This window comes from Streptomyces lanatus (assembly GCF_014655715.1).
GTDB lineage: Bacteria > Actinomycetota > Actinomycetes > Streptomycetales > Streptomycetaceae > Streptomyces > Streptomyces lanatus.
Genome location: NZ_BNBM01000017.1, coordinates 145033 through 169433, shown reverse-complemented (window position 1 = coordinate 169433; position 24401 = coordinate 145033). Strand labels below are relative to the sequence as shown.

Below are 24401 nucleotides of genomic sequence, written 5' to 3'. Positions count from 1 at the left end.
AGGAGTACGACCATGCCGAAGACGACCGCCACCCGGCGCACGATGACGGCAGCCGCCCGCGCGGCGGCCAAGCGCGCGGAACGCGGCCACCGCGACGCGGAGCCGGTAGCCACCGTCGCGGGACGCACGGTCCTGATCGACGCCCCGAAGAACGGCTGGCAGGACCCGCCGGAGCCATCGCCGGAGGCGTTCGAGGAGGACGACACACCGACGGAACACGGCACACCCCGCCACCGAAGGCTGCCCACGGCCCTGCTCGGCGTCCTGCTGGTGGCGGGCCTGGTCGCGATGGCCGTGCTGGGCTGGCAGTACCGGGACGCCCGTCGTACGGAGGCGGCCCGCGCCGAGGCAGTCGCGGCTGCCCGCAAAGCGGCCCCGACCGTCCTGTCGTACGACTACCACCACCTGGACCGCGACTTCACCCGCGCCCGCACCCACCTGACGGGCACCTTCCGCGACGAGTACACCAAGACCACGAAGACGGTGGTCGCCCCGACGGCGAAGAAGTACCACGGCGTGGTGAAGGCGACGATCGCCGCCCCGGCCTCCGTCGTGTCAGCCACCCCGGACAAGGTCGTGGTCCTGCTCTTCGTCAACCAGGTCACCGAGAGCACACAGGTCTCCGGCTCCCGACTGGACCTGAATCGGGTACGGATGACGATGACGCGCACGGACGAGGGCTGGAAGGTGAGCGCGGTGGACGCACTCTGAGACCGTCACTGACAGATCGTCCGTATCACATCTGTCAGAACCGGATCTGGATGGCGGAGCGGCCTTCCACGTCCACCTCGGGCCCTCAGGAATCCGGCCCGCGATGCCCAAGGCGATCCGGTGTGGCGGCGTCGAGAACGTCGTCGGCAGGAACGCGTTCCGCCTCACCCAGCTCGTCGGGCGGGGTGAGCCCGGCTGCGGCAGGTCTTCTTCGCGTAGGCCAACGGCACGCCGCCAGCCGGCACTTCCGAGCCTCGTGCAGCTTCGGAGCCGGCGCCCACGCCTGCCGGCTCAGCCGACGACCGGTGAGCTCATGGCATCGATCGCCGACCGCTTCATGATCCGGCTCCCGCCACGCCGACCGCGGCGCCACGAGGAAGACACCGCTGCGCCGCACTTGTAGCAGCGTCCTCGCCTCGAACTGGAGGTGGTGAGCCGCCGGACGCCACGGCGTCCAGTTCCGCGTCGCAGCCGGTCCCGGCCGGACGTAGACGCAGTGAAGGCCCGGTGTGTACCGGGCCTTCACGTGTGAGTAGCGGGGACAGGATTTGAACCTGCGACCTCTGGGTTATGAGCCCAGCGAGCTACCGAGCTGCTCCACCCCGCGTCGGTACGGTGAACTGTACGGCATTGATCCGGCTGGGCCGAACCGACTTTCGCCCGGAGGTGACGCAGCCGCTTCCAAGGCTCAGCCAGGTCATGCCTCGAACTCGGTGAGATCGATGGCGTGGACGCGCAGCGGATAGCCGTACACCGGATGTGCCGTCACCTGTTCCGGCACCATGCCGAGCTTGCGGCTGATGTTCTCGGAGGCGTCGTCACCGATCTGGTTGATGCTGATGACGCGGTCGAGGCCGCGGTCCTGGAGCGCGAATTCCAGCGTGGCCTGGGCTGCTTCGGACGCGTATCCCTGGCCCCAGAACTGTGAGCCGAGCCGCCAGCTGATCGCCACGGCGGGCAGTACTTCCGGTAGGAACTCAGGCACGGACAGCCCCGTGAAGCCGGCCAGTTCACCGGAGGCCAGCAGCTCGACCGCGAAGAGGCCGAAGCCCTCCTCGTCCCACTCCTCCTCCCAACGCTCGATGTCCTCGGCCGTGTGGTCCAGATCACGCACCGCGCCGTCGTCGATCCAGCGCATGACCTGCGGGTCCGTATTGATCTCCGCCATGGGCACGAGGTCGTCGTCATGCCAACGGCGAAGGAGGAGGCGGGGGGTGCGGATCTCGCTCATGGTCACCATCCTGCCGAAGGCGAGAGCCTCATCGGTAATCGGCGCTGAGCCGTGCCGACATCACGGTTGACCTGGCGGAGGGGAGGCACAAGGCCCTCGCGGAACCACGGTGGTCCCCGACGCGAGCGGCCCGGCCCTCGCCCCTGGACCGCTCGCGGACGCGGTCATGGACAGCCGAAGCACGCGTCAGCCGACCCGAAGACCCACCGCCAGCGTCAGTTCAAGGACCCGGTCTGGCGATGCGAGGTCCGGAAACAGCTCCCGCAGCTGCGACATCCGGTACCGGACCGTCTGGGGATGCACGAACAGCGCCGCCGCCACCTCATCCCGCCTGCCCTGGTGCAGCAGCCACGCCCGCAACGTCTCCTCCAGCCGCCGCGCGGTCGCGACAGGCAGGGTCCGCAAGGGTGCGAGGGCTCGGGCACGCAGGTCTGCGAAAGCGTCCACGTCGGCGCTCAGCACCAGCTCGGGCAGGTGGTCCTCGGTGTCGCGGATATCGGAGGAGAGGGAGCGCGCCCGTACGGCTCGTGCGTACGAGGCGGACGCCCGCGTCCATGGCCGGGCCGGGCCGACCACGGCGGTGCGGTCGGTCAGCTGCCGCGAGAGATGTGATCGATCGGCATCGGGGACGAGCAGCACACCGGTGGCGTCCGGCAGATCGTCGAGGACGAGGGTGCTCGGGTCGAGGGCGCGGTAGGCGGGCCGGGCCTGGGCGGCGGGCAGCAGGACCGCGGTCAGCGAAACCGGATGCTGCCATCCGGCCCGTTGAGCGGAGGCCAGCAGCACGTCCGGGCTCGCGCCGGCGAGGAGGTCGCGGGCCAGGTGTTCCAGGTGGCGCTCGTGGGCCCGGCCCCGGGCGGCCAGTTCGTCGGCGTGGCCCGCGGCGCTCGCGGCGGAGAGCTCGTCGATGTAGGCGAAGGTCAGCTCGGCGAACTTGGCGACCTCCGCGGCGGGCAGACCCGCGGGCACGGCACCCGCCGCCAGGCATCGCCAGGCCACGCGGGCGCCGACGCGGTAGGCGCTGAGCAGGGCGTCCATCGAACGGCCGTCGCGCACCTCGCCGCGGCCCAGCTCGTAGGCCGCGTCACCGCCGTCGCCGCCGGTGGCGTTCCCGCTCGCGAGGTCCAGGTAGTGCCCCAGGGCGGTGCGGACGGCTCGGCGGATCGTGCCGCCCATGCGGCCCGAAAGGGCACCCGCGTAGGAAGGGACCTCGTCGATGATCGCCTGGACGATCTCGTCGGCGGTGGTCTTCAGCGCGGCCCGAAGTACGGTGACCGTCGTCTCATCCAAGGCCAGTTCGCTGGCCCTCCGGATCACATGACTCACGTTTTTGTTCCCTGCGAACAATTCAGTCGACCAGATTTACGTCCTACGGTCAGGACTTTACGCCCTGAGGCACAGCAAGCTGGGGTCATGACGAGTACAGCCCTCCGCAGCAGGGCGTGGAAACTGCTGGAGATGGTCACGACGCCTCTGCTGCCGTCGGACTACCTCGACCTGGTCAGCCCGCTGCGTGCGGGCGCTGACCTGCGAGGGCGCATCGAGGCCGTACACCCCGAGACGGCTGACGCCGCGACCATCGTGATCAGGCCGGGACGGGGCTGGCGCGGCCACACGGCCGGTCAGTACGTGCGGATCGGGGTCGACGTCGACGGGGTGCGCCTGTGGCGTGCCTACTCGGTCACCTCACCGGCGAACCGCGAGGACGGCCGCGTCACGATCACCGTGAAGGCGATCCCGGACGGCAAGGTCAGCAACCACCTGGTCCGCAGAGCGAAACCGGGCACGCTGATCCAGCTCGACCAGGCGACCGGTGACTTCGTGCTGCCGCGGGCCAAGCCCGCCAAGGTGCTCTACCTGACGGCCGGCAGCGGCATCACGCCCGTGATGGGCATGCTGCGCGACACCGAGTTCGACGACGTCGTCATGGTCCACTGCGCGCCACAGCCGCAGGACGTGATCTTCCGCAACGAACTGCATGAGATGGTCGCGGACAGAAAACTGCAGCTCACCGAGGTGCACACCGACACCGACGGCATGCTCGACATCGCCCGTCTCGACGAACTCGTGCCCGACTGGGCCGAGCGCGAGACCTGGGCCTGCGGGCCCGCGGGCCTGCTCGACGCCGCCGAAAAACACTGGAGCGAGCACGGCGTCCCGGAGCGCCTGCACACCGAACGCTTCCGCCCCGGCATCGTCGTCGCCGGTGACGGCGGCGAGGTCACGTTCAGCACCACCGGCAGGACCGTCGACGCGGACGGCGCCACGCCGTTGCTGGACGTCGGCGAAGAGGCCGGCGTGCTCATGCCCTCCGGGTGCCGCATGGGCATCTGCTTCGGCTGCGTCACGCCGCTCAAGGCGGGCGCCGTCCGCGACCTGCGCACCGGCGAGATCACCGAGGCCGAACCGGGCGTCCTCATCCAGACCTGCGTGTCCGCCGCCGCGGGCCCCTGCGACATCGAACGGTAGGAGCACCTTGACCGCCATCGACCCCACCGCCCACCTGACCGCGGAGCAGATCGAGGAGCTCGGCCGCGAGCTGGACGCGATCCGCGACGAGGTGATCGCCAGCCGTGGCGAGAAGGACGCCGCGTACATCCGCAAGGTCATCTCGGCGCAGCGCAAGCTGGAGCTGGTCAGCAGGGGTGTGCTGCTGTTCTCGTTCTTCCCGCCCGCGTGGGTGATCGGCACCGCCGGACTGTCCGTGGCGAAGATCATGGACAACATGGAGATCGGTCACAACGTCCTGCACGGCCAGTGGGACTGGATGCGGGACCCGAAGATCCACTCCACCACCTGGGAGTGGGATCACGTCTCGCCGTCCGACCAGTGGAGGCACTCGCACAACGAGCTGCACCACACGTACACCAACGTGATCGGCAAGGACAACGACCTCGGCTACGGCATCATGCGCGTCGACGAGGACCAGAAGTGGCACCCGTTCCACCTCGGCCAGCCGCTGTGGAACTTCATCAACGCCTGCTTCTTCGAGTACGGCATCGCGGCATACGACCTGGAGCTCGGCAAGAACCTGCACAAGCGCCGCCGCAAGAACCCGGAGTTCCGCGCACGTGCCAAGGCCGTGGGCCGCAAGATCCGCAAGCAGGTGCTCAAGGACTACGTGATCCACCCGCTGCTGTCGGGCCCCTCCTTCCTCACCACGCTCGCCGCCACGTTCACCGCGAACCTGGTCCGCAACCTCTGGTCCCACTCGGTGATCATGTGCGGGCACTTCCCCGAGGGCGTACAGGTCTTCGAGCGCCGGTCGATCAAGGGCGAGACGCGCGGCCAGTGGTACCTGCGCCAGATGATGGGCTCGGCGAACATCAGCGGCAGCAAGGCCATGCACTTCATGACCGGCAACCTGTCGCACCAGATCGAACACCACCTGTTCCCGGACCTGCCGAGCAACCGCTACGCCGAGGTCGCGGTGAAGGTGCGCGCACTGTTCGAGAAGTACGAGCTGGAGTACGTCACCGGCCCGCTCCCCAAGCAGGTGTTCTCCGCGTGGCACAAGGTCTTCCGACTCTCACTGCCGAACAAGAAGCCCAAGGTCAGGACGCCTGACCGCGAGCAGGAACTCATCGCGGCCTGATCGACGGCCCGCATGAGCGGCAGACGAGTCGGGCTGTACGCCGGGGATGGTCGCCGCAGCGCTATCACCTGCGTAAACACGACGGGCGGCCCTGTTTGTGGCTACCTTGACGGCTACTTAAAGTATCCGTCCTCCAGCATTCGCCGCGCCATTGCCGCCCCTGGGGCCCCATGGCTCCGTCAGAACATCTTGGCGCCTTCGGCCACGGTACAGCCTGGGTGCTGGATCACTGCTCCGCCGTCGACGATGACCGCGGCTCCGAGGCTCGCGGTTCGAGAACCTGAGCCCGCCGCGTGGCTTGGCGCCCCGCCGCATATCGTGATCAGCGTTCGTTGACTGGGCGGGGGCGTAGTGGATCAAGGCTTGGCGGCCGTGCTGGGCGCCCTGGCAGGCGCTGTGGCGACATCTGGGGGCGCGTACCTGACCGCCCACTCATCAATCACGCTGTACAGGCGGCAGACGCGGCGGGAGGTTTACCGGGCCTTCCTGCTTGACGCGGACGGCTTGTCGGACAGGTTCAACGCGATGATCCCGGACTCCTACGATGCTCAATCGCTCGCCGAGCCGCCGGGAACGCGAGACTCCCTCCAAGAGATTGAGGTCGTGGAGCGCACCCTGAGGCGGGCCGTGATCGACGTGCAGTTGACGGGTACCGATGACATCGCCAATGTGGCCGTGGACATCCTGATCGAGATAGCCACGCTTCGACGGACGATCGAGACATGGTGGAAGCGACCCGCTGGAACGCCCATCCCTGACGTGGAGTGGCACAGTGCCGCAACAAGCCATACGCACCTGCAAGAGCACATGGTGTTGTTCGGCGACCTCGCACGACAGCAGGTCTAGGCGCCGGGCGCCGGCGTCAAACGCGTACGGTCACAGCCACGTTGGCGGTTCGGGGACCGCGAAGAGCAGGGTGCCGCAGGAGCTGACGCTTCCGGCCATGCCTTTCGCCAGTTGCTCCACGAGCATCTCGGGCACGGCATCGACAGGACTTGAGTCCGTCATGCGTCCAGGAGCAGGGAACGAGGAACGCGATCAGCCTTGCAGGCGCGTCGACCGGACTCGAGAGCGTCCAACATGTGGACTCCACCTGTGATGCGCGTCACACACTTGGGGTAATCGGTGCACTAGTTGGGGAATTCCGGGCACCACGCCTCCAGAACCCAGCTTTCCAAGCTCCACCAGATTGCAATTCCCCCAATGAGCAACTGCCGAAATCGGCTCACGCCCCAATGGCAGTCGGCGACTTCATTCCGGGGGGAACGCCGGACGGCAAGACTCGGCTCCGCTTTCCATGCCCGCAACTACCTGGGCAGGGTAGAGGGGACCCACTCCCAGAAGGCAAGTGGACGGCGAGCGGAGGCGCCTTGGTCCTATTGAGCCTTCAGCCGGACCGGAATGGACGCCCAAGTCGCGTATCCGTCGCCGTCGCCGCGATGCTGGCCGATGTCGTCGACCAGGCGGTAGACGAGGAACAGGCCCGGTTCCTCCTCGGGCGCTGGCAACGGCCTGCCCATCTCACCAACCGTGATCAGGACATGATCACCGTCGCACGAGACCCGGCCACTCAGGTCGACGCTGACGCGATGCCGAGCGGTGACGTCGACGAGTTCAGTCAGGACGGCGAGCGTCGCGTCCTCGACGACTTTGGCATTGAGTGCGCCAGCAAGGAGTGCCGGCAGCACCTTCGCGACGAAACTGCGGGCGCGGCGCATGCTCTGGACCGGGGCGTGTTCCGGGCCGAGGCGGAACTCGATCGAGCTCTCTATGCCAGGCAGCCCATGCGATGGGATGGCGCTTCGTCTGGCGGCGTCTACCCGGATGCCAAGGGTCGAAAGCGGAGATGAGTCGTGGGAGATCGTCACTAGCTGTCCGTCCCGTCGAGTGGCGCCATGGTCAAGGTGGGCACGTGGGGGGTGTCCCGTTGTCCGAGATCGTCACGATCCCCGTCTGTCTCGCCTGCTACATAGTGCGAATATTAGTTCGAATTCTGCGACCTTGGCTCGTTCGACGCGCGACGCACGCCATGGGCGAGGCGCCGCCCTCCGCGAGGGACCTTCGCCCCGCCCGCCAGCGGTCACGTACTGGTTGTGGACGAGCCGGTTCCACTGCCGGGATCTTGCAATGGGGACACAGCGGATGTCAATGATCGTTTCTCTGCCTGACAACGGTCGTTTCTTTTCTGGCGTGGCCCGCGTAGAGTGCGGGGGCACCACGACTGATCACCAACCCCGCGGGAGCACTTCGGTGGGCAATCCGGTCCTCGAGACTCTCAGGCGCCTCGAGACGCACATCAGAGAACAGAACCTGGACAGGTCAGCCATCCTCAACCCCCGGGACCTGGCAGCCAAGTCGGCGCTGCCCGAGCACACTGTTCGCTGCCTGCTCAGGGGCAAGAATCCACCCGCCGACACTGTCAACGATCGGGTGCAAGCTCGTATCAAGGCACTCTCCGACGCCCATCTGGCGCGTTCCGGAAAGCCTATGTCGGATCTCGCCGGCAACGTCTCCCGCAAGCTGGGTATCTCCGGTGTCTGGGCACGCCAGGTCTGCTCCGGCGAAAAGACACCGAGCGTTGAACTCCTGCATGGCCTCGTGGAGTTCTTCGGCGTCCAGGGCAAGGAGGCATTCTTCACAGCGCCTGCGCCCGAGGCCCTCAACCGGGTATTGCTGGGCATCCTCGCCGAACAGCAACCGACCTCCGAGCCGTCCGTTCCCGGGCCTGACTCCCTGACTCCGGCGGAGGATTCCTTCGACGACGTCCGAAGTGTCCGCCTCCGGCAGGCGCGTGACCTGCCACCGGAGCGCTGGAAAGTCCTTAACGCGACCCTCACAGCCCTGCTGCAGTTTGATGACAGCCAAGGAGACCGGTGAGTTCGGGACCAAAAGGGATGCGTAAGCGCAGTGCACAGCTCATCCGCCACCTGCGCCCGACGCTCAGCGACGACAACCTAATCGCCTCGATAGGCGATGCCCTCACCCAGGTACGAGGGCGTCCGGTGAGGCTGCGCTCGGTTCCGTTTCCCCCAGGGATCGCCAGCGGAGTGTGGGTCGACCGCACCGGCCACGACCTGATCGGCTACGAGGAGAACACCGACCTCGAGCATCAGTTGGTGATCATCGGTCACGAGACATGGCACATGCTCGAGGGGCACTGCAGCGACCTCACAGCCCACGGAGCTGCCGCGGCACGCTCTAACGAAGGACAGCCGCCTGACGCGCTGGCGCAACTCGTCGCCCTCATCGCCGAGATGGACGGCGCGGAGCTCTCTCCCGAAACCAGCATGGATGCCCCCCTGCACTTCGCTGCTCGCGCCGGCGCCCACGAGAACGAGCACGAAGTGGAGGCGGAGCTCTTCGGGTACCGCTTTGCCACGGACGTGCAGGTTGCCCTCGCCCGGGCGCGCACCGCCGCTGACCCGGACCAGCTCGCCGGCCGCATACAGGCGTCCATGGCGCACCGAGTCCGCCGGAGTTAGCCGCTTCCGCGTCCCACGGCACAGGTATCCAGGAGAGAAGCAGCAAGGTGACATCCGGAATATCCGACAGTATCGGCTTCTACGCGTGCGGGTTCATCCTCCTACTGGTCTGCGCCCTCAAAGTCCCGGCGCTGATCCGGAGGCGGCACGACATGCTGCTCCGCGCCGCTTGCGTGCTCCTCTTCGCAGCCGGCTGCCTCATGGTCCTAGCCGCGCCGGACTCCATCGTCGCGCTCAACCAGTTCACCGGGATCACCAACGTTGCCGCCCCAGCGGTGTACTCGACGACCATCGCCTTCTCTGGCGCAAGTCTCCTGCTGATCATCAACTGGCGCCCGGGGCCCTTGGACCAGACACGGCGTGCCTCACGCATGTGCATCAGCACCTACAGTCTGGCTCTCTTTGCCGTCATCGCCCTGTTCTGGGCGGGAGACGCTCCCGTGGAGCAGGTGACCCTGTTCGACGTCTACTACGCCAACACCCCATACATCCGCGAGATGATCGTCCTTTACCTTGTGGCGCAGGGCGTCGCCATGATGACCGCGAGCATCCTCTGCTGGCTCTGGTCGAAGGAAGTCCAGGGCTCTCTTCGAGCAGGCCTGCTCATCCTCGCTCCCGCCTACCTGATCGTGGTGAGCTACGACGGCGTCAGGCTGGTGGCTGTGGCCGCCCGGTGGATGGGCTACAACCTTGACTTCCTTGCTGGCGACGTGACCCGCCAGTTGGCGGCTCCAGCCTCTCTGCTCGGCGCCGTCGGCTTCGTTGTGCCGCTCGCTGCTCCGCGCGTCGCAGAAATCGCCCGTACCATCCGGCAACTGCGTCAGCTCACCCCGCTGTGGCGTGCTGTCAGGGACGTGTCAACCCCTGGCGCCATCCGCGCGTCGCTGCCCTGGTGGCGCACTCCTCCGGCGGTGCTCCTGACCGGGCGGAAGACAGCCCTCTACGACGCCGTCCATGCTCTGGCGCCCTACTACGACCCCGCTGTCCGCGAGTTCGCCTATGCCGCGGCCCTCCGTGGTGGCGACGACGAGTCCACCGCAGCGATCACCGCTGAGGCAGCCATGATCCTCGCCGCTCGCGATCGGCAGCGCACCAATCCGGATCACCAGCTAGAGGCCACCGAGGCTCGGGCGCGGCGCGGGGTGGACCTCATCCCTTTGTCCATGGCACTGACCTCGCCCCTCGTCCGCAACCTTCAAGAGCACTACGTGCCCCAGCAGAAAGTAGCCCGTCATGACTGAAGCATCGCGCCGGAGTTCCACCCGTGTTGTGGTCATCGGGGGCAGCATCGGGGGCATGCTTGCTGCGGCCGCGGTGAAGGACCACGTCGATTCTGTGGACATCATCGAGGCCCACGATCTACCCGACGGGCCTGAGCCACGCACCGGAGTGCCCCAGGCTGCACATATTCACTTCCTACATGCCGGCGGTGCCGAGGCCATCGAAAGTCTGCTGCCCGGCACCATGGAGCAGTTGCTGGCCGCGGGCGCCAACCGCATACCGATGACGACCAACATGGTCATTTACTCTCCCGAGGGCTGGTACCGCCGCTGGCAGCGTGCCACCCACAACATGTTTTCGGCGAGCCGTGACCTGACCGACTCCGTCGTCCGAGCACAGGTCCTCAAAGACCCCCGGGTCAGCGTGCGCACGAGTACCAAGGTCGTCGGGCTGATCGGAGACCACCGCCATGTCACCGGCGTGCGGGTACAAGCCACCAACGGCAAGGAATCAGAACTGCGCGCACAGCTAGTCATCGATGCCTCTGGCCGGGCCACGCGCGCCCCCCAATGGCTCACCGAACTGGGCATCACCGGCCTCAAGGAGAAGCGCATCGACTCGGGCCTCGTCTACGCAAGCCGCCTCTACCGCGCTCCCGTCCCCACCCGCGACTGGCCCATGGTTGGTGTGCAAGCCGACCCCCGGTTGCCCCAGCCCGGCAACGCCGGCGGGCTCCTGCCCATCGAAGGCGACCGCTGGCACGTCAGTCTGATGGGCGCCCCCGGCGGGCAACCCACCCGAGATCCGGACGCCTTCGAGTCCTTTGCCCGCACGCTGCGCCACCCAATCCTGGCGGACCTGCTCGCCCACGCCGAACCACTCACCGACGTCAGTGTCACCCACAGCACGGCCAACCGACGCTACTTCTACGAACGGCTCCGTCGGTGGCCGGAGGGCCTGGTGGTCCTGGGGGACTCCGTCGCGTCCTTCAACCCCGTTTACGCGCAGGGCATATCGGTGGCTGCGCAAGGCGCTCAGGCGCTGCGCTCTCTGGTATCGGACAGCCTGACCCCAGGCCTGGCGCGCCGTGCCCAACGTGCCATCGCAGGCCCCGTCGACACCGCTTGGGCCCTCGCCGTGGGACAGGACATCCACTACTCCACCACGACAGGCGCGAACCCGAACCTCCTCGATCGGCTCCTGCAGCGCTACGTCAGTCGCCTGTCCCGCACCGCCACTGGATCCTTCCGCGCCGCCACAGCTCTGACCGATCTGCTGGCCCTACAGGCTTCGCCCGCGTCCGTCGTCCACCCTCGTGTGCTGCTGACGGCCCTGGTCGGCCCCTTGCGCCCTCAACTTGATCAGCCACCGTTCACCCCCTCGGAGCGCAGACTGCTGGATGGCCTGAACAACCTTGCCGCGTCCCCCAGGTCGTAGATCCTCTCCCGCGCCCAACATCGCAGGCGCCACGCCTCAAGGGTGGCGCCACACGAGGGCCTCGAAGATGAGTTCGGCGCTGGCATCGCCCGTCCGATCAGGCAATTTCCATCCCGGCGTGGCACGCAAAGTGGTCCAACCCTCGGTGACGGGGTAGCCGCAGAAGCACGTCCCCTCGACTGCCGGCCACCCGCGCATGCGGCGCTGCAGGGCGAGCATCAGGTCGGTGCGGTGGATCCACCCGTGCTCGCTGACCATCTCCAGGAGCTGGGACTGCCCGCGGTCGTACGCGTCGAACGCCACGTCCCCGCTGGGCACCGGCGCGTGCGTGCTCTCCCACGCCAGGAGCGTGCCGGTCTCCTCCTCGTGCATGGCCACGAAGCGGTGGATCAGCGCGCACTGCTGCTCGCTGAGCTCGTCCAGGCGCCAGATGGTCCGGGCGGCGTCGGCGTCCTGCCACCACGTCGCTTGGAACAGCAGGTCGGACCAGCGATCGACGGGCTGCCGCCGGCCCCGGAGGATCTCGAACTCGTCGTCGAACCACTGTTCCTCGAGGCGGAACCCGTCCAGGTCGACGTCATGCACGGCGCTGCCCCCTGCCGTACCCGCGCTCGGCCAGGTCGGCGGCGGCCTTTATGATGGCGATCCCGTCGGGGTGGTCGTAGACGGCCCGGACGATCGCATCGTGCCAGGCCTGTTGACCGCGCAGCGCCCGGCCCGTCGCGGCGTTCTGGCGCCGTGCGGCCTGGAGCTGCTGCTCGATCGTGGGGCAGTTGCAGACCTCGAGGTCGGGGTTCTCCACGCGCGCGTGGCACACGGGGATGAGGTGGCGACCGCCGTGCCCGTCGTCCCACCAGTGGCAGACCAGGGTGCGGCCCGCGGCCGACTCACCGGCCACGGTGCGGCGTCCGGTACTGGTGCTCGATGGTGCCCCGACGGTGCTGGAGGACCTCGGCGACGATCGCGGCCCAATCGACGGCCTGATGCCGCATTTCGGCGTCCGGCTCCCGCTCCCAATCCGGCGCGCCCGTGTTCTCCTGCAACAGGGCCTCCGCGAGGCACTCGCCGCACACCCCTTCTGCCTCGCTCTGGTACCGGAGCAGCTCCTCCTTCCGGTCCGGGTGCAGGCGCATGTGACGCCACGACGCCTCGACGAGGAGGCGCCGCCAGTCGACGGCCACGGCAACGCGCTCGAGGATCGCGGCCATCGCGTCCGTGACCGCCTCGTACGGCTCGACGGGCATGGTGGCGATCTCGCCGAACGAGTAGTGGTGGTGGGGGCCGATGACGTCCTGTCGGAGCGACCGGACGACGGCGAGCTGGTTGGGCATTGGGGTTCCGTTCTCGGGGGCGGCCGCGGCGTGCACCGCGGCGGTGGGCGGATGATCAGGCGGGGCGCGGGATGGACAGGCTCAGGAGCTCGAGCGGCCACGGCGGGCGGCGGGCGAACTCGGTGCGGTCGGCCTTCCAGCGGCCGGAGTTCGGCTTGCGGCGGCGGGGCGTGACGTTCCAGCGCATGGCGGTGCCTCTCTGGGCGTGAGGTGGTCAAGCGGCTTCGGTGTCGGCGGGATTGGGCACGACGCGCAGGTGACGCGGGCGGGCGGCACGCTTGCGCTCGGCGGTGCGCTCGCGGTTCTTCTGCGAGCGCTGGTCCGGCAGGCGCCAACCGTGTTGGGCCTCGCTCAGGGCGGCGCGGCGCGCGGCCTGCTGCTCCGGCGTGTCCGTGGCGGCGGATGCCGTGCGGGCCGGCTCGTCGACAGCAGGGCGGCCGAACCTGCCGGTCGGCCACTGCTCGGCCATGAGGCGCTCGTACGTCGTCATCTCGCATCTCCTGCCGGTGGGACGGGTGGTGACGGGGGCCGGGCGCGGTGGACGCCCGGCCGGGACGGGCTACTCGGCGGGGGTGCCGCCGGTGCGGCACTCGCACTTGTGGGCGCAGCACTCGCAGTCCTCGCAGACCTGGTGCGGGCAGCAGCCGCACGGCAGGAACCGGTTCGGCGGCAGGGTGCAGCGGTGCGCGGCCTCGTCGGCGACCGCGGCCTCGGCCTCCTGGCGCTTGCGGAGGAGCGCCTTCACGCAGGCCTGGCACGACACCTCGGTGTCGGGGCCCTCGAGGCTGCTCACCGTGTCCAGCCGGAAGTACATGCCGCACGCGCCGGCGTCGCCGATGCCGTCGTCGAGCTGCCTGGTGGCATGCACGGTGCGGCCGCGGTTCGTCTTCTTCCGGCTCGGGTAGCCGTCGGGGTCGGCCTGGCGCTCGAGCTCGGCCAGGGCCTGGCGCACGGCCTGGGCGTCCTCGTCGCTACGGATCCCGACGGCGCGCAGCGACTGGCACGGCCACGGGTCGCGGCCGCCGATCGTGTGCTCGCTGCTCCGGCACTCCGGCCGGTGTCCGCCGCACAGCTTCGGCGCGGCGCAGCAGCCGTGCCGGGGGTTCGCGGTCTTCGGGTGCAGGGCGAGCATCGCGCCCTGGAGGCGGAGCACGCTCACCGCGGCGGCGGCCCGGACGGCGTCCTCGTGGGCGTCGAGGAGCGCCTTCGCCTCCTCGTGGAACATGGGCCCGCCGGCCTCGGGGGCGACGAGCTGGTTGAAGATCGGGCGCCGGGTCTCCCGCACCGACGGGTCCGGGGCCTGCCCGCCCAGCTCGTCGGCCTGGTCGTCCAGCCGCAGCGCGGAGACCAGGATGGCGTCGTGGGTCTTGGGGTGCGCGGTGTCCGGCAGGGTCAGTTCTGTGCGGCGCAGGAACTTCGCGGCCCGGCGCAGGGCGGGGATGTCCTTCGGGGTGAAGACGACGGAGTCCATCGGTGTCCTTCCAGGGACGTTGCGGAGATGCCGGGCGCATGGAGGAACGTCACGCCGCGGCGAGCTGTGTCAGAACGGGGCCCGGGGCGCGCGCGAGGGGCGCCCCGGGGGCCTGCCGGGATCAGGCGGCGAGCAGGAGCTGCGGGTCGTCCGGCAGGGAGTTGAGGAGCGCGTTACGCCAGGCGATGGCGTACTTCGGGCAGTTGCCGCAGTGGACGTGCTTGCCCACGCACTCGGGCATCGGGGCCCGGTTGGTGGCGTTGTACGACCAGGCCATGGAGTCGCTGCTGTAAAGCTGGTGGGCGACGCGGCGGAGACCGGTCTTCTTGAAGCCGAACCCGTGCAGGCGAATCCCCATCCCCCAGATCGTTTCGATGATCCGGGCGGCCTCGTCGGTCTGCTGCAAGCGGCACACGGAGCCGATACCGACGACCGGTTCGAGCGTGAGATCCACGCCGACCTGGTCGTACATGTCGATACACCGCAGGTAGTCGTCGAGCGTGCGGCCCTGGATCACGGGCATCCACGGGAGGTCGGCGTCCAGCGTCATCAGGTTGAGGAACGACGCAACGGTCTTGACCTGGTGGTCGGCGATCGTGAGGCCGGTCTTCGCGAGGATCTCGTCCTCACACATCCAGTCCTGGATCGCGCAGGCGTCCATCAGGCCGGTCTCGTCGTAGTACCGGCGCGCCGCCTCGGCGTAGTAGTACGGGGACACCGTCCAACGGCCGTACTTCGACAGCTCCGTGAAGCCGCCGGAGTCGAGCATCCACGGTGTGACCGCGCGCGGCAGGGTCTTGCGACCGTCGAGCCGCTGGTGAGCGACGCACAGCGGGATGCAGTCGTTGCCGAACTCTTCGCGGGCGAGCCAAGACGGCTGATGCGTGCCCAGGTACGTCACCCGGTCGAGGTCGGCGAACCACCGACGCTCGGCGTACACCGGGGCGGGACGCTTTTCCTTGGGCTTGGCATTCGCCGCAGCGGCGGGGACGTCGAAGAGAACGGCAGCGGACATGGTGTTCCTCGCTTCGTTGGTTCGTCGGTGGTTGCTCTCCACCAACACCAGTAATAGTACACCAAGGGAAATCGGAGGGGCTAGAGATCCGCGGAAGAAGTCGGGGGCCGCCCACCAGGACGGCCCCCGCCGGAGCGGGCCGGCTCAGGCGGCCAGGCCGTACAACGTGACCTGACGGTTGCGGTACTTGGTGGCCTCGGCCCGTCCGACGTGCTCGGCCATCGCCGTACCGACCGGCGGCCGCGCTGCGGGCCCCTCCGCCTTCTCCAGGGCCTGGGCGCGCCGGATGATCTCCGCCATGCTCAGCCCCTTCTTGAAGTCGGCCCCGACCTTGACTTCGGTCCGGGCGTACGCCGCGGCGAGCCCCGGCACGCGCCGCGCGCCGTTCACGAGGTCGTTGTTGCACCCGAGGACACAGAACACACAGCTCAGGCGCCGGTTTCCCCAGTCATAAGCCGGGTGGTACGGCAGGCGGGAACGGGCGATCTCCCGCCACACCTTCCGGGTGCTCCACGCGTGGATGGGCCGCCACGTCGTCACGTGCCGCTTCCCGTTGCTCGCCCCGCGGTCGATCTCCACCTCGGCGAGCTTCGCCCGCTGGTCGCTCTCGGCCGCGCGCTGCCCGATGCACGCCAGGATCCGCACGGGACGGCCCAGGTGCGCGAGCTCGTCCGTGAGCCGCGTGTAGAGGGTCCGGATCGGCCCCCGCTTCTCCCCGCTCGTGCACCAGCGTGCTGCACTCGACGGCCAGGCCGGCGCGACCTTGGCCTCCGCCGGGTCCTCTCCGCGCTCGAGGGCCTCCGCCTCCGCCTTGGCCTTGAGCTTGCCGTGACGGATCTCGACCCGGTCGAGGAAGTCGACGCCGGACGTCACCACCTCGAACCGGCGGACCCCCGCAAGGCGCGCCTGGAGCTCGGCGAGCTCGCGGGTGCCTTCCCACTCCGCCCGGCCCAGGTCCGCGTGGACGACGACCAGCTTGTGCAGCATCCCCAGGGCCTTCGCGCGGCGGACGACGTACGAGAGCATCGCCTGCGAGTCCTTGCCGCCCGAGCTGGATATGACCACCCAGTCCGCGTCCCGGATCAGCTCGTCCGGCACGGTCGTCCACGGGGCGAGCGGTACGGACGCGTGCACGGTGCGCGCCTTCCGCTTCGGCTTGGGCTTCGCCGGCGCGGCGGCCGTGGGGGCTTCCTGGAGAGTCTGGATGTCGGGGAGGTCGAACAGGGTCGCGGTCTGCATGGCGGGGTCCTCGATGGCGTGGCGCGGGCGGAGATGGGCGGCGGGGGCCGGGGCGCAGCGTGGGGCCGCACCCCGGCCGGAGGGGCGGTCAGTCGCCGAGGAACCGCTTCGCGGCCTCGCCGTGGGTGATCTCCTCGCCACCCGGCAAGCGCCACCGGTTCGCTCCCGCGGCCTCGCTGTAGACCGAGCGGCCCGGGGCGTTGGCCTCCCGCAGACGCGTCGGGATCGACTTCCGCGTGAACCCGGCCATGACCGTGGCGGTGCGGCCATTCGACCGGCGGATCTCAACAGGCCTGGGGGCCGGAGCAACCCGAGGCAGGCCGCGCAGCTCCCCGACGGGGATGGACAGTTCGGAGGAGCGCAGGCGGCGCAGGCCCACGCCTCCCTCCCGGCGGGACACGGGACCGGCTACCGGGTCGCGCTCGACGGCCTTCATTGCCAGCGAGCGCAGCTCCCCACCCTTGACGCGGGCGACTTCCTGGCCGGTGCGATCCATGACGGTCCACCACTCGGTCCACTCGCCCTCGGGCTCCGGGGTCGGCTCGGGCAGCGGCTGCAGCGCACCGAGCGGGACGCGGACGGGCTGGCCGCCCTGCTTGGCGCTGAGGACCTCGACGGTGCCGTCCTTCTCCGGACCGGAGTTCACGACGACGACGTCCCGCTTCGTGGCTCCCTCGGGCATGTACACGGCCCCGGAGCCGAACGGGTACTGCTTGGCGAGTTCCGCGATGCGCACGCGGTTGGCCGCGTTCACGCCGTGGTGGGTGAGCACGTAGTCCTTCGCGCCCGACTCGACGGCGGCCAGGGTCGACGTCAGCCGGTGCGCCCGGATCCACTCGCGGTTGCCCGCCATGATCTCGAGCGTCCGGGTCTTCGCGTCGGACGGGATGCGGTGCTGGGAGTCGTCGAGGGCGGCGAGCAGGAGGCGGGCCTGGTAGTCGGTCGGGGTGGCGTCCCAAGCGGCACGGGTCATGACGGAGTTCTCCTCGGTGAAGTCTGGCGAGCTGAGGGAGGGTGCCGGGGCGCGGCACGTACGGTCGCGCCCCGGCGAGAGAGGACCGGACCGGTCAGGCGACGTCGGTGACGTCGTAGTAGGCGACCGGGCCGCGACCGACGCGCTCGGCGTCGACGGGGACGGACGGCCGATCGGCCTCGATGTGCACGGCGTACTCGTAGACGCCCTCGATCACCGCGCGGGTGTCGTGGTCGGCGACGTACCACTTGCCGCCCGGGGTGACCGTCCAGAAGTCGAGGGCGTACCGGGTCCGCAGGGTGACGGGCTCGATGTACTCGACGAGTCGGATGGTCAGGGCCCAGGTCTTGCCGTTCGCGGCGCGCACGCCGGACTCGCGCAGGACCTTGCCCGCCGCGATGTTGAAGGCGTACGCCTCGTGCTGCTCACGGGGGACGGGGAACGACTGGGCGGCGTGGTGCATGACCGTGCGCGGCTGGCCGTACTGCTCGGCCAACTCCCACCAGGGCTTCACTGCCAGGGCAAGGGTCATAGGGGTGTTCCTCCTTCGTGGTTTCGGCGGGTTGCTCTCCCGCCAACACGAAGAATAGTACACCCAGGGTAATCTTGGGTGGGGATTCCCCAGGGAAACACAGAGGTTTCGACCCTGGAATTTCCTCCGGCTTGCCATTCGTCAGGCGATCAGCATCACGCCCCCGATGGTCTTCGCCCGCAGGATGCGCGGCGCCCCGCCCGTGAGCCGTCGCGGCTTCTGCTCCGGCAGCTCCCGCACGGGCGTGCCCACCGTGCCGACCCGGCCCGTCAGTTGCGTGAACCGCTCCTCGAACGTCGGGCGCTGCTTGTCGTGCACCCCCGCCGGCGCGGCCACCAGGTACGCGGACGCCGTGGGGTAGCTGTCGCCCTCGGTCATGTAGTGGGCCCGTTCGATCCCGGAGTGCTCGCCCGCCTCCAGGCGCATGCCGTGCTTGGCGGCCATCGCCCACACGTACGCCTCGGCCTCGGCCCGGGTCCCCTCGTACACGGTGCGCACCGACCGCCACGCCTGGCCCTTCTTCGCCTCACCCCGGCACTCGTCATGACCGGAGCACCACGGCTCGAACCGGCCCACCGGGTGCGCCTGGGCGCAGAGCTCCGTACGGGGCTGACGACACCACCAGCGAGGCGCCCGGCAGCTCTTGCCGTGCCACTTCCGGCAGTCGTCCGTACGGGCGGCGAAGTAGATCCGGCGTATCTCGTACACCGCGTGCGGGGCCTGCGTGAGGGACAGGGCGAACGCATCGAGTACCGCCGCGTTCCGGCCGTCCTGCGTGAGCCGGCCTCCAAGCGACTTCTCCCCGTACAGCGCCTGGCGCTCGTTCAGGGCCTGCGACACGTACTCCATGCGCAGCACGTCCGCCGCGACGTGCGGATGCAGCCTCAGCCGCTCCTCATGCGCCCCACGGGACGCACAGACCCCACTGAAGGGGCACTGTGCGCAGTAGGACTTACGGATCTTCTCGCCGAGCCGCTCGAGGACGTACGCCTCCACGGCGGCCCGCCCCATCCGTGCGTGGATCAGTGGATAGTACGGCTCGCAGATGGTGCGCCCCGCGCCCGCGTTCGCCTCGCGCTGGATACCGGAGTCCTTCTCGGCCCGGTCCATCTCCCCCGCGTGGTAGCCGATGACCCGCCGGAACGACGACGTGCCGAACTCGGCGGCCGCCCACGCATCCAGGCACCAGCCTTTGAACTTGATCGAGCACGTCCGCTTGCCCCGCGCCATCTGGGGGACCGTCCCCGCCGCGCGCAACTCGTCGGACAGCCTCCACGGGCCCTGAGCGAAGATCCGGCACGGCTGCCGGGAGTCGTCCAGGATCACGACCCCGTCGGCGTCCTCCGGCCCGCCCCGGGCGATCTGAACCAGGCGCACCCGGGCGGCCCGAAGCAACGGGAGCACCAGGCGCTCGACGAACTCGAGGGAGTCGGGCCACTCATCCCCCGTCACCGCGTGTACGACCACCAGATCGGACAGGTCCGGCCGCAGTCCGTACCGCTCCGGGGCGGCGAGGAACTGCAACAGGATCGCCGTACTGTCCGCGCCCAGCCCGTACGAGAGAACCGTGATGCCGGACGGGCGGAACGTGGCAGGCACCGCCGCGGTGCTCAACGGGACGTCGGGCAGGTCGAACAGGGCAGGGACAGACACGGGGGATCCTTCGGCAGGGGTGGACCACGGGCGGGGAGCTGCGCGGAATACGGCGGCCGGCTCAGCGCCAGCGCAGCAGCCGGACCAGCCAGCACGGGCGGCGCTGCTCACGACGTCCTCGGCGCACGTACGCCCGGACCATCGCGGCCACCACCTCCGGGTCCGGCGACTGGTGCCACTGGACGTTCACGGTCACGCCCTCCCGGAACTCCGCGTACGGCCGCTCGAGGAACAGGGACGCGCCGCCGTTCTTGAAGCGCCAGACCATCCAGACGCGGTCTGTGCCGTAGCGGCGCTCGTACACCTCGGCCGGGGACGCGGGCGGCAGCTCCAGCCGTTGAGCGACCGCATCGGTGAACGCGACGAACGAACGGGTGGGCGACTCACCGGGGAGCCGAGAGCGAAGCCAGGGGGGAAGCATGACGGGCTGAGCCTTCCTGGGAGCGCACCGCAGCGCCTGGACGCACTCGGCGACCAGGACGGCAACGGCAGGGGGGAGAGCGGGGCTGGGGGCTTGCGGGGGTTCCGCCTGACCCGACGGACCAGACGGAACCGGGCGACGTCAGGAACCGGCCGGGGGCTCCGCGGCCGCGGGGGGCGTCACGTCCACGCGGAGACCGCGCCGCGTCGCCGTGTTGCTGCTCTCCACCCGCCACACCGTCCAGCCCGCCCCGCGGAACGCCCCGGCGATGTCGTCGAGAGCCGAGTTCCGGGTGTCCCGCACCGTGCGGGTGTCGCGGGACCGCATGCTCCGCTCGTCGTGCGCGCCGTCGATGAACCAGGAGACTTCCAGCGTCTGGCCCAACCCGGGCCAGATGAACGCGCCCTGCGGCCCCTGCGGGCTGTGCCACTCCCGATACAGCATCTTGCGGCCGGGGAACGTGGCCACCGGCACCTCGGCCGCCCGCAGGATCTCCAGGGCCTCGACCACCCCCGGGTGCTGCGCGTACTCCGGGATGGACCCCACCCCGTCCGGCTCCGGCTCGTCCCACAGACGGATGGAGACCGGCTCGACACCGTCCAGGCGGCGCGGGGAGAGCCGGTTCGACAGGCGCACGGAGATGGCGTCGATCAGCACGCGGTCGTTGGCGCGCGGGTCCACGTCGCCACCGTCGGCGATGCTGTCGCGGAGCGCGTGCACCTCATCGCCGGTCATGTGGTGGAGCTGCTCGCGGATGGCCCAGTACCGCTCATCGTCGGTGAGGACGACGCGGACACCGGCCGGTGCCGCCTGCTGCCGGATGAGCCGGCGCACGGACGCCTTGTTCGCCATCCCCTGCTCCGTGTCGGCGTGCAGCTTCATCACGGCGTCCACCAGGCCGCTGGTCACGACACAGTCGTTGTCCTGCTGGGCGGCGGCGATGACCAGGCGTGCCATCTCTTCGGCGCGCACGGTGGCAGTCAACATCGGGTGCTCCTCGCTTCGTGGTTGGTTCCGGCGTGCTCTCGCCGGGCAGTGGGCCGCGCGGACGCGGCTTGCGTCGCCCTGGGGGGAACAGGGCTGGTGACGCGGGTTTCTGGACTTTCTGGACCGTCCACACGCGCGCGGGCGCGTATGGGGCCTCGAGGGCGCCGCCCGACCCGATCCGGCCGGGCGGCGCCGGACGGGGTCAGTGGCGGGCGGCGTCCTTGTACTTGACGGGCACGTCCACGCGGAGCATGGAGCCGATCACCTTGCGCGCGTTGTCAGCGGGGCTCTGGCGGCCGTCGACCCTGCGGAACTTGACGACGATGGGCGGGTGCGCGGGGAGGAACCAGCCGACGTCCCGGATTCCGGCGGTGACGCGGGCGGTGACCATCCATCCGGTCCCCGTGTCGGGGCGGCAGTCGACGCGTACTTCGGCGGTGCCGCTCTCGATGGCGTCGGTCTCGTCAGGGGTGGCCCCGACGTACATGTAGGCGAGCACGGCGGCGCGGATGCTGTCGGCGGTGTGGGGCATGTCGGTGCCGTGCATTCGGCTGGCGTGCGGCTGGACGGCCAGGATGGCGGCGCGCGCCCGCACGATGGCGTCCTTTGCGGCACTGCGGGCGGCGTTCTTGGCGGGCAGGCTGTGAGCCACCCGCAGGGACTCCCACGCGCCCTCGGCGGTGTCCCGGGCCGCGCGCAGCCTCTCGTGGAGCGCGGGGGGCGCGGCGAGCGGCATGGTCTCCATGTGGTTGATGAGCCGGTGAAGGCTGGACGGCGCCAGGTCGGCGGCCTCGTCGGCGGCCTCACGGGCGGCGAGAGCGGCGAACAGGGGTGCGGCGGCGGCCGGGGGCGTGAGTGCAGTGATGGCCTCTCGGATGAGCGGGTACGCCTCACGCTTCGGAGGCTTCACCGTGTGGGCGAACACGGCGGCCAGGGCGGCGTCGGTGGGCTCCCCGGTGTGCTGCTCCGCCCACCACTTCGCGGCGAACCCCTCGGCCCAACGGCGGGCCTTCTCGTCGACCGGGGCCGGGGCGGGAGCGGGGGCGTAGGCGGCGATGTCCTCGGCGGTGGCGCGGCGCAGCTCCACGGTGCCGCGCTGGTCGCGGTAGACGATGCGGGCGTTGCCCCGGCCCTCGGACATCTCGCGGACGTCGCGCTTGCCGTCCATCATCGCGTGGTTGATCTCATCGAGGGCGTCGCGGCTGTCGAGGAGCTCGGGGCTGCCGCCGTTGGCGATGCGGACGTGCATGCGCTCCTCGGCGGCCGGGGCGGGCGCCTCTTCGGCCGGGGCCGGCTCAGTGGTCACGGGCACATAGCGGCGGTTGTCGCACACGATGCCGCCGTCGTCGTCCTGGTGGGTGACCAGGCCGTTGAACCGGCGGTTCTTCACGAAGGTGCGGACGCGTTCGGCGGGGATGCCCTCCTTGCGCAGCTTCCCGTCGATGTAGAGGGCGTGCGGGGCGTCGACGACGTCCTCGGGCAGGGGCGCAGCGTCACGGGCGTACTTGGCGGAGTTGTGGCCCAGGGTCTCGACGGCGGCGGTGGCCTCCCGCAGGGTGCGCAGCTTGCGGTGGGAGACGACGCTCCAGACGGTGGCGTCCACGAGGCAGCCCCGGGCGCCCTTCTTCTTCGCCTTGGTCCACAGCAGCGTCATGGTGTCGCCCGCGATGGTGCGGCCCAGCTCTGTACCGGCGTACGCGACGGGGACGGGGATCGCGAAGCGCACCACGTAGCTGGTGAGCGTCTCGCGGTCGGTCGTCTCGACCGTCACGGTCAGGCCGAACGCGGCCGCAAGGGTGATGAGTTCGTCCGCGTTCTTGATGCCGGTCTTCTGGGGCTCAGCCATCGGGTGCTCCTCGGTTCGTTGGTTCGGCCGGGGATGCTCGCCCCGACCCCGCCCTAGTGGCGTGCCCTGAACGTACAGCCCTACCGATGAATAGTCAATCAAGGGAAATCTAGGGAGTGTGCGCCGTGTGATTTTCTGGCACTCCACCTGCACTTTCTTCGAGTTTCTCGTGTTCGGGGTGTTGTGCTGGATTTTCCTTGGTGTACTGTTCTTCTCGTCGCCCCGGAGAGCACCGGGGCCAACCAACGAAGCGAGGAACCCCATGGTCACCCTGGCGAAGAAGCCGCAGCTCCTGTTCTTCCTGACCGTCACCACCGGCTTCGGTACGGCGGACGCGAAGGTCCACAACCTCGTACTCACCCACGAGGAGGAGACCTACGACGACCAGGTCGAGGAGGCGCACCGCCAGGCCGACGCGATCGACGGCGCGGCCGTCCACTGCCTCATCGCCGGTGACCGTTCCGCCGCCTACGCCGCAGCGCGTACCGGCCAGGACTTCGACACCCTGCTCGACCAGTGGCTCGAGCAGGAGGCGCGCGCCGGACGCGCGTAACCCAGACCGCACCGCCCGCCGCCACCCCCCGGCGGGCGGTGCGCCCCGCCCCTGGGCCGGCTGTCTGTCGGAACGGGCGCAGGGCGCACCGCCCACGGTCCCGGAGAGCAACCGGAGCCGAACCAGCGAACGAAGGAACACCCCATGCAGCGCTTCCCGCGTCTCGGCCGCATCCTGGCCCGCCGCCCCCGCCCGGCGTCCCTGCTCGCCGCCGGTACCGCCGTGATCATCCTGGGTGGTCTGGGCACCATCGGCGCCTCCGATGCCACCCCGGCCGACTTCGCCCCGCAGTCGGACACCGTCACCGCGTACAACGACGGCTGGACCGACGGGCGCGCCGACCTGATGGGCGACGACAACGGCGACGGCCGCGTCGACGAGGACGAGACCGGTTGGGACTGCGCCACCATGGGCAACCGCCAGTGCGGCCCCGGGATCCCGCCGCAGTGCAAGGGGGAGGCCGAGTTCGCCGACCTGTGCGCGACCGTAGCCACGCGCCCCGCGTACGCCTGGACGGACGACGACGGCACCCCGCACACCGTCGCCGCCGGTCGCAAGCTGCTGGCCCGCATCAACGCCATCCCGGGCACCGAGGAGTTCTCCGCCGCGCTGTTCGCCCTCGACGCCCAGTGGTTCGAGCACAACCAGCCGTGAGCCGACCCCCACAGCTCCCCGCCGGGGCGCCCGCCTCGCCCCGGCCCCG

Annotated in this window: 29 protein-coding genes and 1 tRNA gene; 10 read left to right on the top strand and 20 right to left on the bottom strand. The window is 69.7% G+C overall.

From position 1 onward, the window contains the following. Window positions 1-12: 12 nt before the first annotated feature. Window positions 13-711: an Rv1363c family protein gene (locus IE325_RS35260; protein ID WP_190074204.1), complete on the top strand. Its 699-nt coding sequence runs from the start codon at window positions 13-15 to the stop codon at window positions 709-711. 85 nt (window positions 712-796) lie between these two features. On the opposite strand, the gene IE325_RS47285 is transcribed toward IE325_RS35260, so the two are convergent. From IE325_RS47285 to IE325_RS35245, 4 genes are all read right to left on the bottom strand, one after another. Then, the gene (locus tag IE325_RS47285) at window positions 797-1237 is read right to left on the bottom strand and encodes a DUF429 domain-containing protein (protein WP_491590973.1); all 441 of its coding nucleotides are present in this window, start codon (window positions 1235-1237) and stop codon (window positions 797-799) included. A 7-nt stretch (window positions 1238-1244) separates the two neighbouring features. Further along, window positions 1245-1318 (bottom strand) — tRNA-Met (locus IE325_RS35255). A gap of 90 nt (window positions 1319-1408) precedes the next feature. Then, complete coding sequence (locus tag IE325_RS35250) at window positions 1409-1942, bottom strand: GNAT family N-acetyltransferase (RefSeq protein WP_190074203.1); 534 nt, start codon at window positions 1940-1942, stop codon at window positions 1409-1411. 186 nt (window positions 1943-2128) lie between these two features. Next, window positions 2129-3268 carry a PucR family transcriptional regulator gene (locus IE325_RS35245; protein ID WP_190074202.1) on the bottom strand — a complete coding sequence of 380 codons (1140 nt, stop codon included), beginning with the start codon at window positions 3266-3268 and terminating at the stop codon, window positions 2129-2131. An 87-nt stretch (window positions 3269-3355) separates the two neighbouring features. On the opposite strand from IE325_RS35245, the gene IE325_RS35240 reads away from it, so the two are divergent. The 3 genes from IE325_RS35240 to IE325_RS35230 all read left to right on the top strand — a co-directional run bounded on the left by IE325_RS35240 (window position 3356) and on the right by IE325_RS35230 (window position 6383). Continuing rightward, window positions 3356-4411 (top strand): ferredoxin reductase, encoded by a 1056-nt coding sequence (locus IE325_RS35240; RefSeq protein WP_190074201.1) that lies wholly within the window; start codon window positions 3356-3358, stop codon window positions 4409-4411. Window positions 4412-4418: 7 nt separating this feature from the next. Beyond that, entirely contained in the window at window positions 4419-5537 is a 1119-nt protein-coding gene (locus IE325_RS35235) for a fatty acid desaturase family protein (RefSeq protein WP_190074200.1), read from the top strand. 363 nt (window positions 5538-5900) lie between these two features. Continuing rightward, complete coding sequence (locus IE325_RS35230; protein ID WP_190074199.1) at window positions 5901-6383, top strand: hypothetical protein; 483 nt, start codon at window positions 5901-5903, stop codon at window positions 6381-6383. Between the two features lie 30 nt (window positions 6384-6413). Here IE325_RS35230 and IE325_RS46730 read toward each other — a convergent pair whose 3' ends face one another. Together IE325_RS46730 and IE325_RS35225 are read right to left on the bottom strand one after the other, a co-directional pair. Next, window positions 6414-6545: a hypothetical protein gene (locus IE325_RS46730; protein ID WP_268256381.1), complete on the bottom strand. Its 132-nt coding sequence runs from the start codon at window positions 6543-6545 to the stop codon at window positions 6414-6416. Window positions 6546-6913: 368 nt separating this feature from the next. Then, on the bottom strand, window positions 6914-7405 hold the full coding sequence (locus IE325_RS35225) for a hypothetical protein (protein ID WP_190074198.1): 492 nt from the start codon (window positions 7403-7405) through the stop codon (window positions 6914-6916). Window positions 7406-7787: 382 nt separating this feature from the next. Here IE325_RS35225 and IE325_RS35220 point away from each other — a divergent pair, with 382 nt between their 5' ends. Genes IE325_RS35220 through IE325_RS35205 form a run of 4 tightly spaced genes read left to right on the top strand, consistent with a single transcriptional unit; the run spans window position 7788 to window position 11677 of the window. After that, window positions 7788-8414, top strand: a complete 627-nt coding sequence (locus IE325_RS35220; RefSeq protein ID WP_190074197.1) for a hypothetical protein — start codon at window positions 7788-7790, stop codon at window positions 8412-8414. 17 nt (window positions 8415-8431) lie between these two features. Beyond that, window positions 8432-9019, top strand: coding sequence for a hypothetical protein (locus IE325_RS35215; protein WP_190074196.1), 588 nt, complete (start codon window positions 8432-8434; stop codon window positions 9017-9019). A 47-nt stretch (window positions 9020-9066) separates the two neighbouring features. After that, window positions 9067-10260 (top strand): DUF6545 domain-containing protein, encoded by a 1194-nt coding sequence (locus tag IE325_RS35210; protein WP_190074195.1) that lies wholly within the window; start codon window positions 9067-9069, stop codon window positions 10258-10260. Further along, complete coding sequence (locus tag IE325_RS35205) at window positions 10253-11677, top strand: FAD-dependent oxidoreductase (protein ID WP_190074194.1); 1425 nt, start codon at window positions 10253-10255, stop codon at window positions 11675-11677. The genes IE325_RS35210 and IE325_RS35205 overlap by 8 nt, the downstream gene beginning before the upstream one ends. 36 nt (window positions 11678-11713) lie before the next feature. Here IE325_RS35205 and IE325_RS35200 read toward each other — a convergent pair whose 3' ends face one another. The 14 genes from IE325_RS35200 to IE325_RS35140 form a co-directional block, all read right to left on the bottom strand. Further along, window positions 11714-12262, bottom strand: a complete 549-nt coding sequence (locus IE325_RS35200; protein ID WP_190074193.1) for a hypothetical protein — start codon at window positions 12260-12262, stop codon at window positions 11714-11716. Further along, a complete protein-coding gene (locus IE325_RS35195; RefSeq protein ID WP_190074192.1) occupies window positions 12255-12575 on the bottom strand; it encodes a hypothetical protein in 321 nt (106 codons plus the stop codon). Before IE325_RS35195 ends, IE325_RS35200 begins: the two co-directional genes overlap by 8 nt. Continuing rightward, window positions 12565-13008: a hypothetical protein gene (locus IE325_RS35190; protein ID WP_190074191.1), complete on the bottom strand. Its 444-nt coding sequence runs from the start codon at window positions 13006-13008 to the stop codon at window positions 12565-12567. Before IE325_RS35190 ends, IE325_RS35195 begins: the two co-directional genes overlap by 11 nt. Before the next feature lie 55 nt (window positions 13009-13063). Beyond that, window positions 13064-13195 carry a hypothetical protein gene (locus tag IE325_RS46725; protein WP_268256380.1) on the bottom strand — a complete coding sequence of 44 codons (132 nt, stop codon included), beginning with the start codon at window positions 13193-13195 and terminating at the stop codon, window positions 13064-13066. Window positions 13196-13222: 27 nt separating this feature from the next. Next, entirely contained in the window at window positions 13223-13498 is a 276-nt protein-coding gene (locus IE325_RS35185) for a hypothetical protein (RefSeq protein ID WP_190074190.1), read from the bottom strand. A 69-nt stretch (window positions 13499-13567) separates the two neighbouring features. Then, window positions 13568-14479 (bottom strand): hypothetical protein, encoded by a 912-nt coding sequence (locus tag IE325_RS35180; RefSeq protein ID WP_190074189.1) that lies wholly within the window; start codon window positions 14477-14479, stop codon window positions 13568-13570. A gap of 121 nt (window positions 14480-14600) precedes the next feature. Beyond that, on the bottom strand, window positions 14601-15494 hold the full coding sequence (locus IE325_RS35175) for a deazapurine DNA modification protein DpdA family protein (RefSeq protein WP_229912232.1): 894 nt from the start codon (window positions 15492-15494) through the stop codon (window positions 14601-14603). A 144-nt stretch (window positions 15495-15638) separates the two neighbouring features. Continuing rightward, on the bottom strand, window positions 15639-16733 hold the full coding sequence (locus IE325_RS35170; RefSeq protein ID WP_190074188.1) for a phosphoadenosine phosphosulfate reductase domain-containing protein: 1095 nt from the start codon (window positions 16731-16733) through the stop codon (window positions 15639-15641). A gap of 88 nt (window positions 16734-16821) precedes the next feature. After that, complete coding sequence (locus IE325_RS35165) at window positions 16822-17706, bottom strand: hypothetical protein (protein ID WP_190074187.1); 885 nt, start codon at window positions 17704-17706, stop codon at window positions 16822-16824. Between the two features lie 94 nt (window positions 17707-17800). Continuing rightward, window positions 17801-18238, bottom strand: coding sequence for a hypothetical protein (locus IE325_RS35160; RefSeq protein ID WP_190074186.1), 438 nt, complete (start codon window positions 18236-18238; stop codon window positions 17801-17803). Window positions 18239-18379: 141 nt separating this feature from the next. Further along, window positions 18380-19891 carry a hypothetical protein gene (locus IE325_RS35155; protein WP_190074185.1) on the bottom strand — a complete coding sequence of 504 codons (1512 nt, stop codon included), beginning with the start codon at window positions 19889-19891 and terminating at the stop codon, window positions 18380-18382. Window positions 19892-19952: 61 nt separating this feature from the next. Continuing rightward, on the bottom strand, window positions 19953-20312 hold the full coding sequence (locus tag IE325_RS35150) for a hypothetical protein (protein WP_190074184.1): 360 nt from the start codon (window positions 20310-20312) through the stop codon (window positions 19953-19955). Between the two features lie 141 nt (window positions 20313-20453). Next, window positions 20454-21299 carry a hypothetical protein gene (locus IE325_RS35145; protein WP_190074183.1) on the bottom strand — a complete coding sequence of 282 codons (846 nt, stop codon included), beginning with the start codon at window positions 21297-21299 and terminating at the stop codon, window positions 20454-20456. Between the two features lie 202 nt (window positions 21300-21501). After that, the gene (locus IE325_RS35140) at window positions 21502-23145 is read right to left on the bottom strand and encodes a hypothetical protein (protein ID WP_190074182.1); all 1644 of its coding nucleotides are present in this window, start codon (window positions 23143-23145) and stop codon (window positions 21502-21504) included. 262 nt (window positions 23146-23407) lie between these two features. On the opposite strand from IE325_RS35140, the gene IE325_RS35135 reads away from it, so the two are divergent. Both IE325_RS35135 and IE325_RS35130 read left to right on the top strand, forming a co-directional pair. Then, window positions 23408-23698 (top strand): hypothetical protein, encoded by a 291-nt coding sequence (locus tag IE325_RS35135; RefSeq protein ID WP_190074181.1) that lies wholly within the window; start codon window positions 23408-23410, stop codon window positions 23696-23698. A 144-nt stretch (window positions 23699-23842) separates the two neighbouring features. Next, the gene (locus tag IE325_RS35130) at window positions 23843-24352 is read left to right on the top strand and encodes a hypothetical protein (RefSeq protein ID WP_190074180.1); all 510 of its coding nucleotides are present in this window, start codon (window positions 23843-23845) and stop codon (window positions 24350-24352) included. Window positions 24353-24401 lie beyond the last annotated feature (49 nt).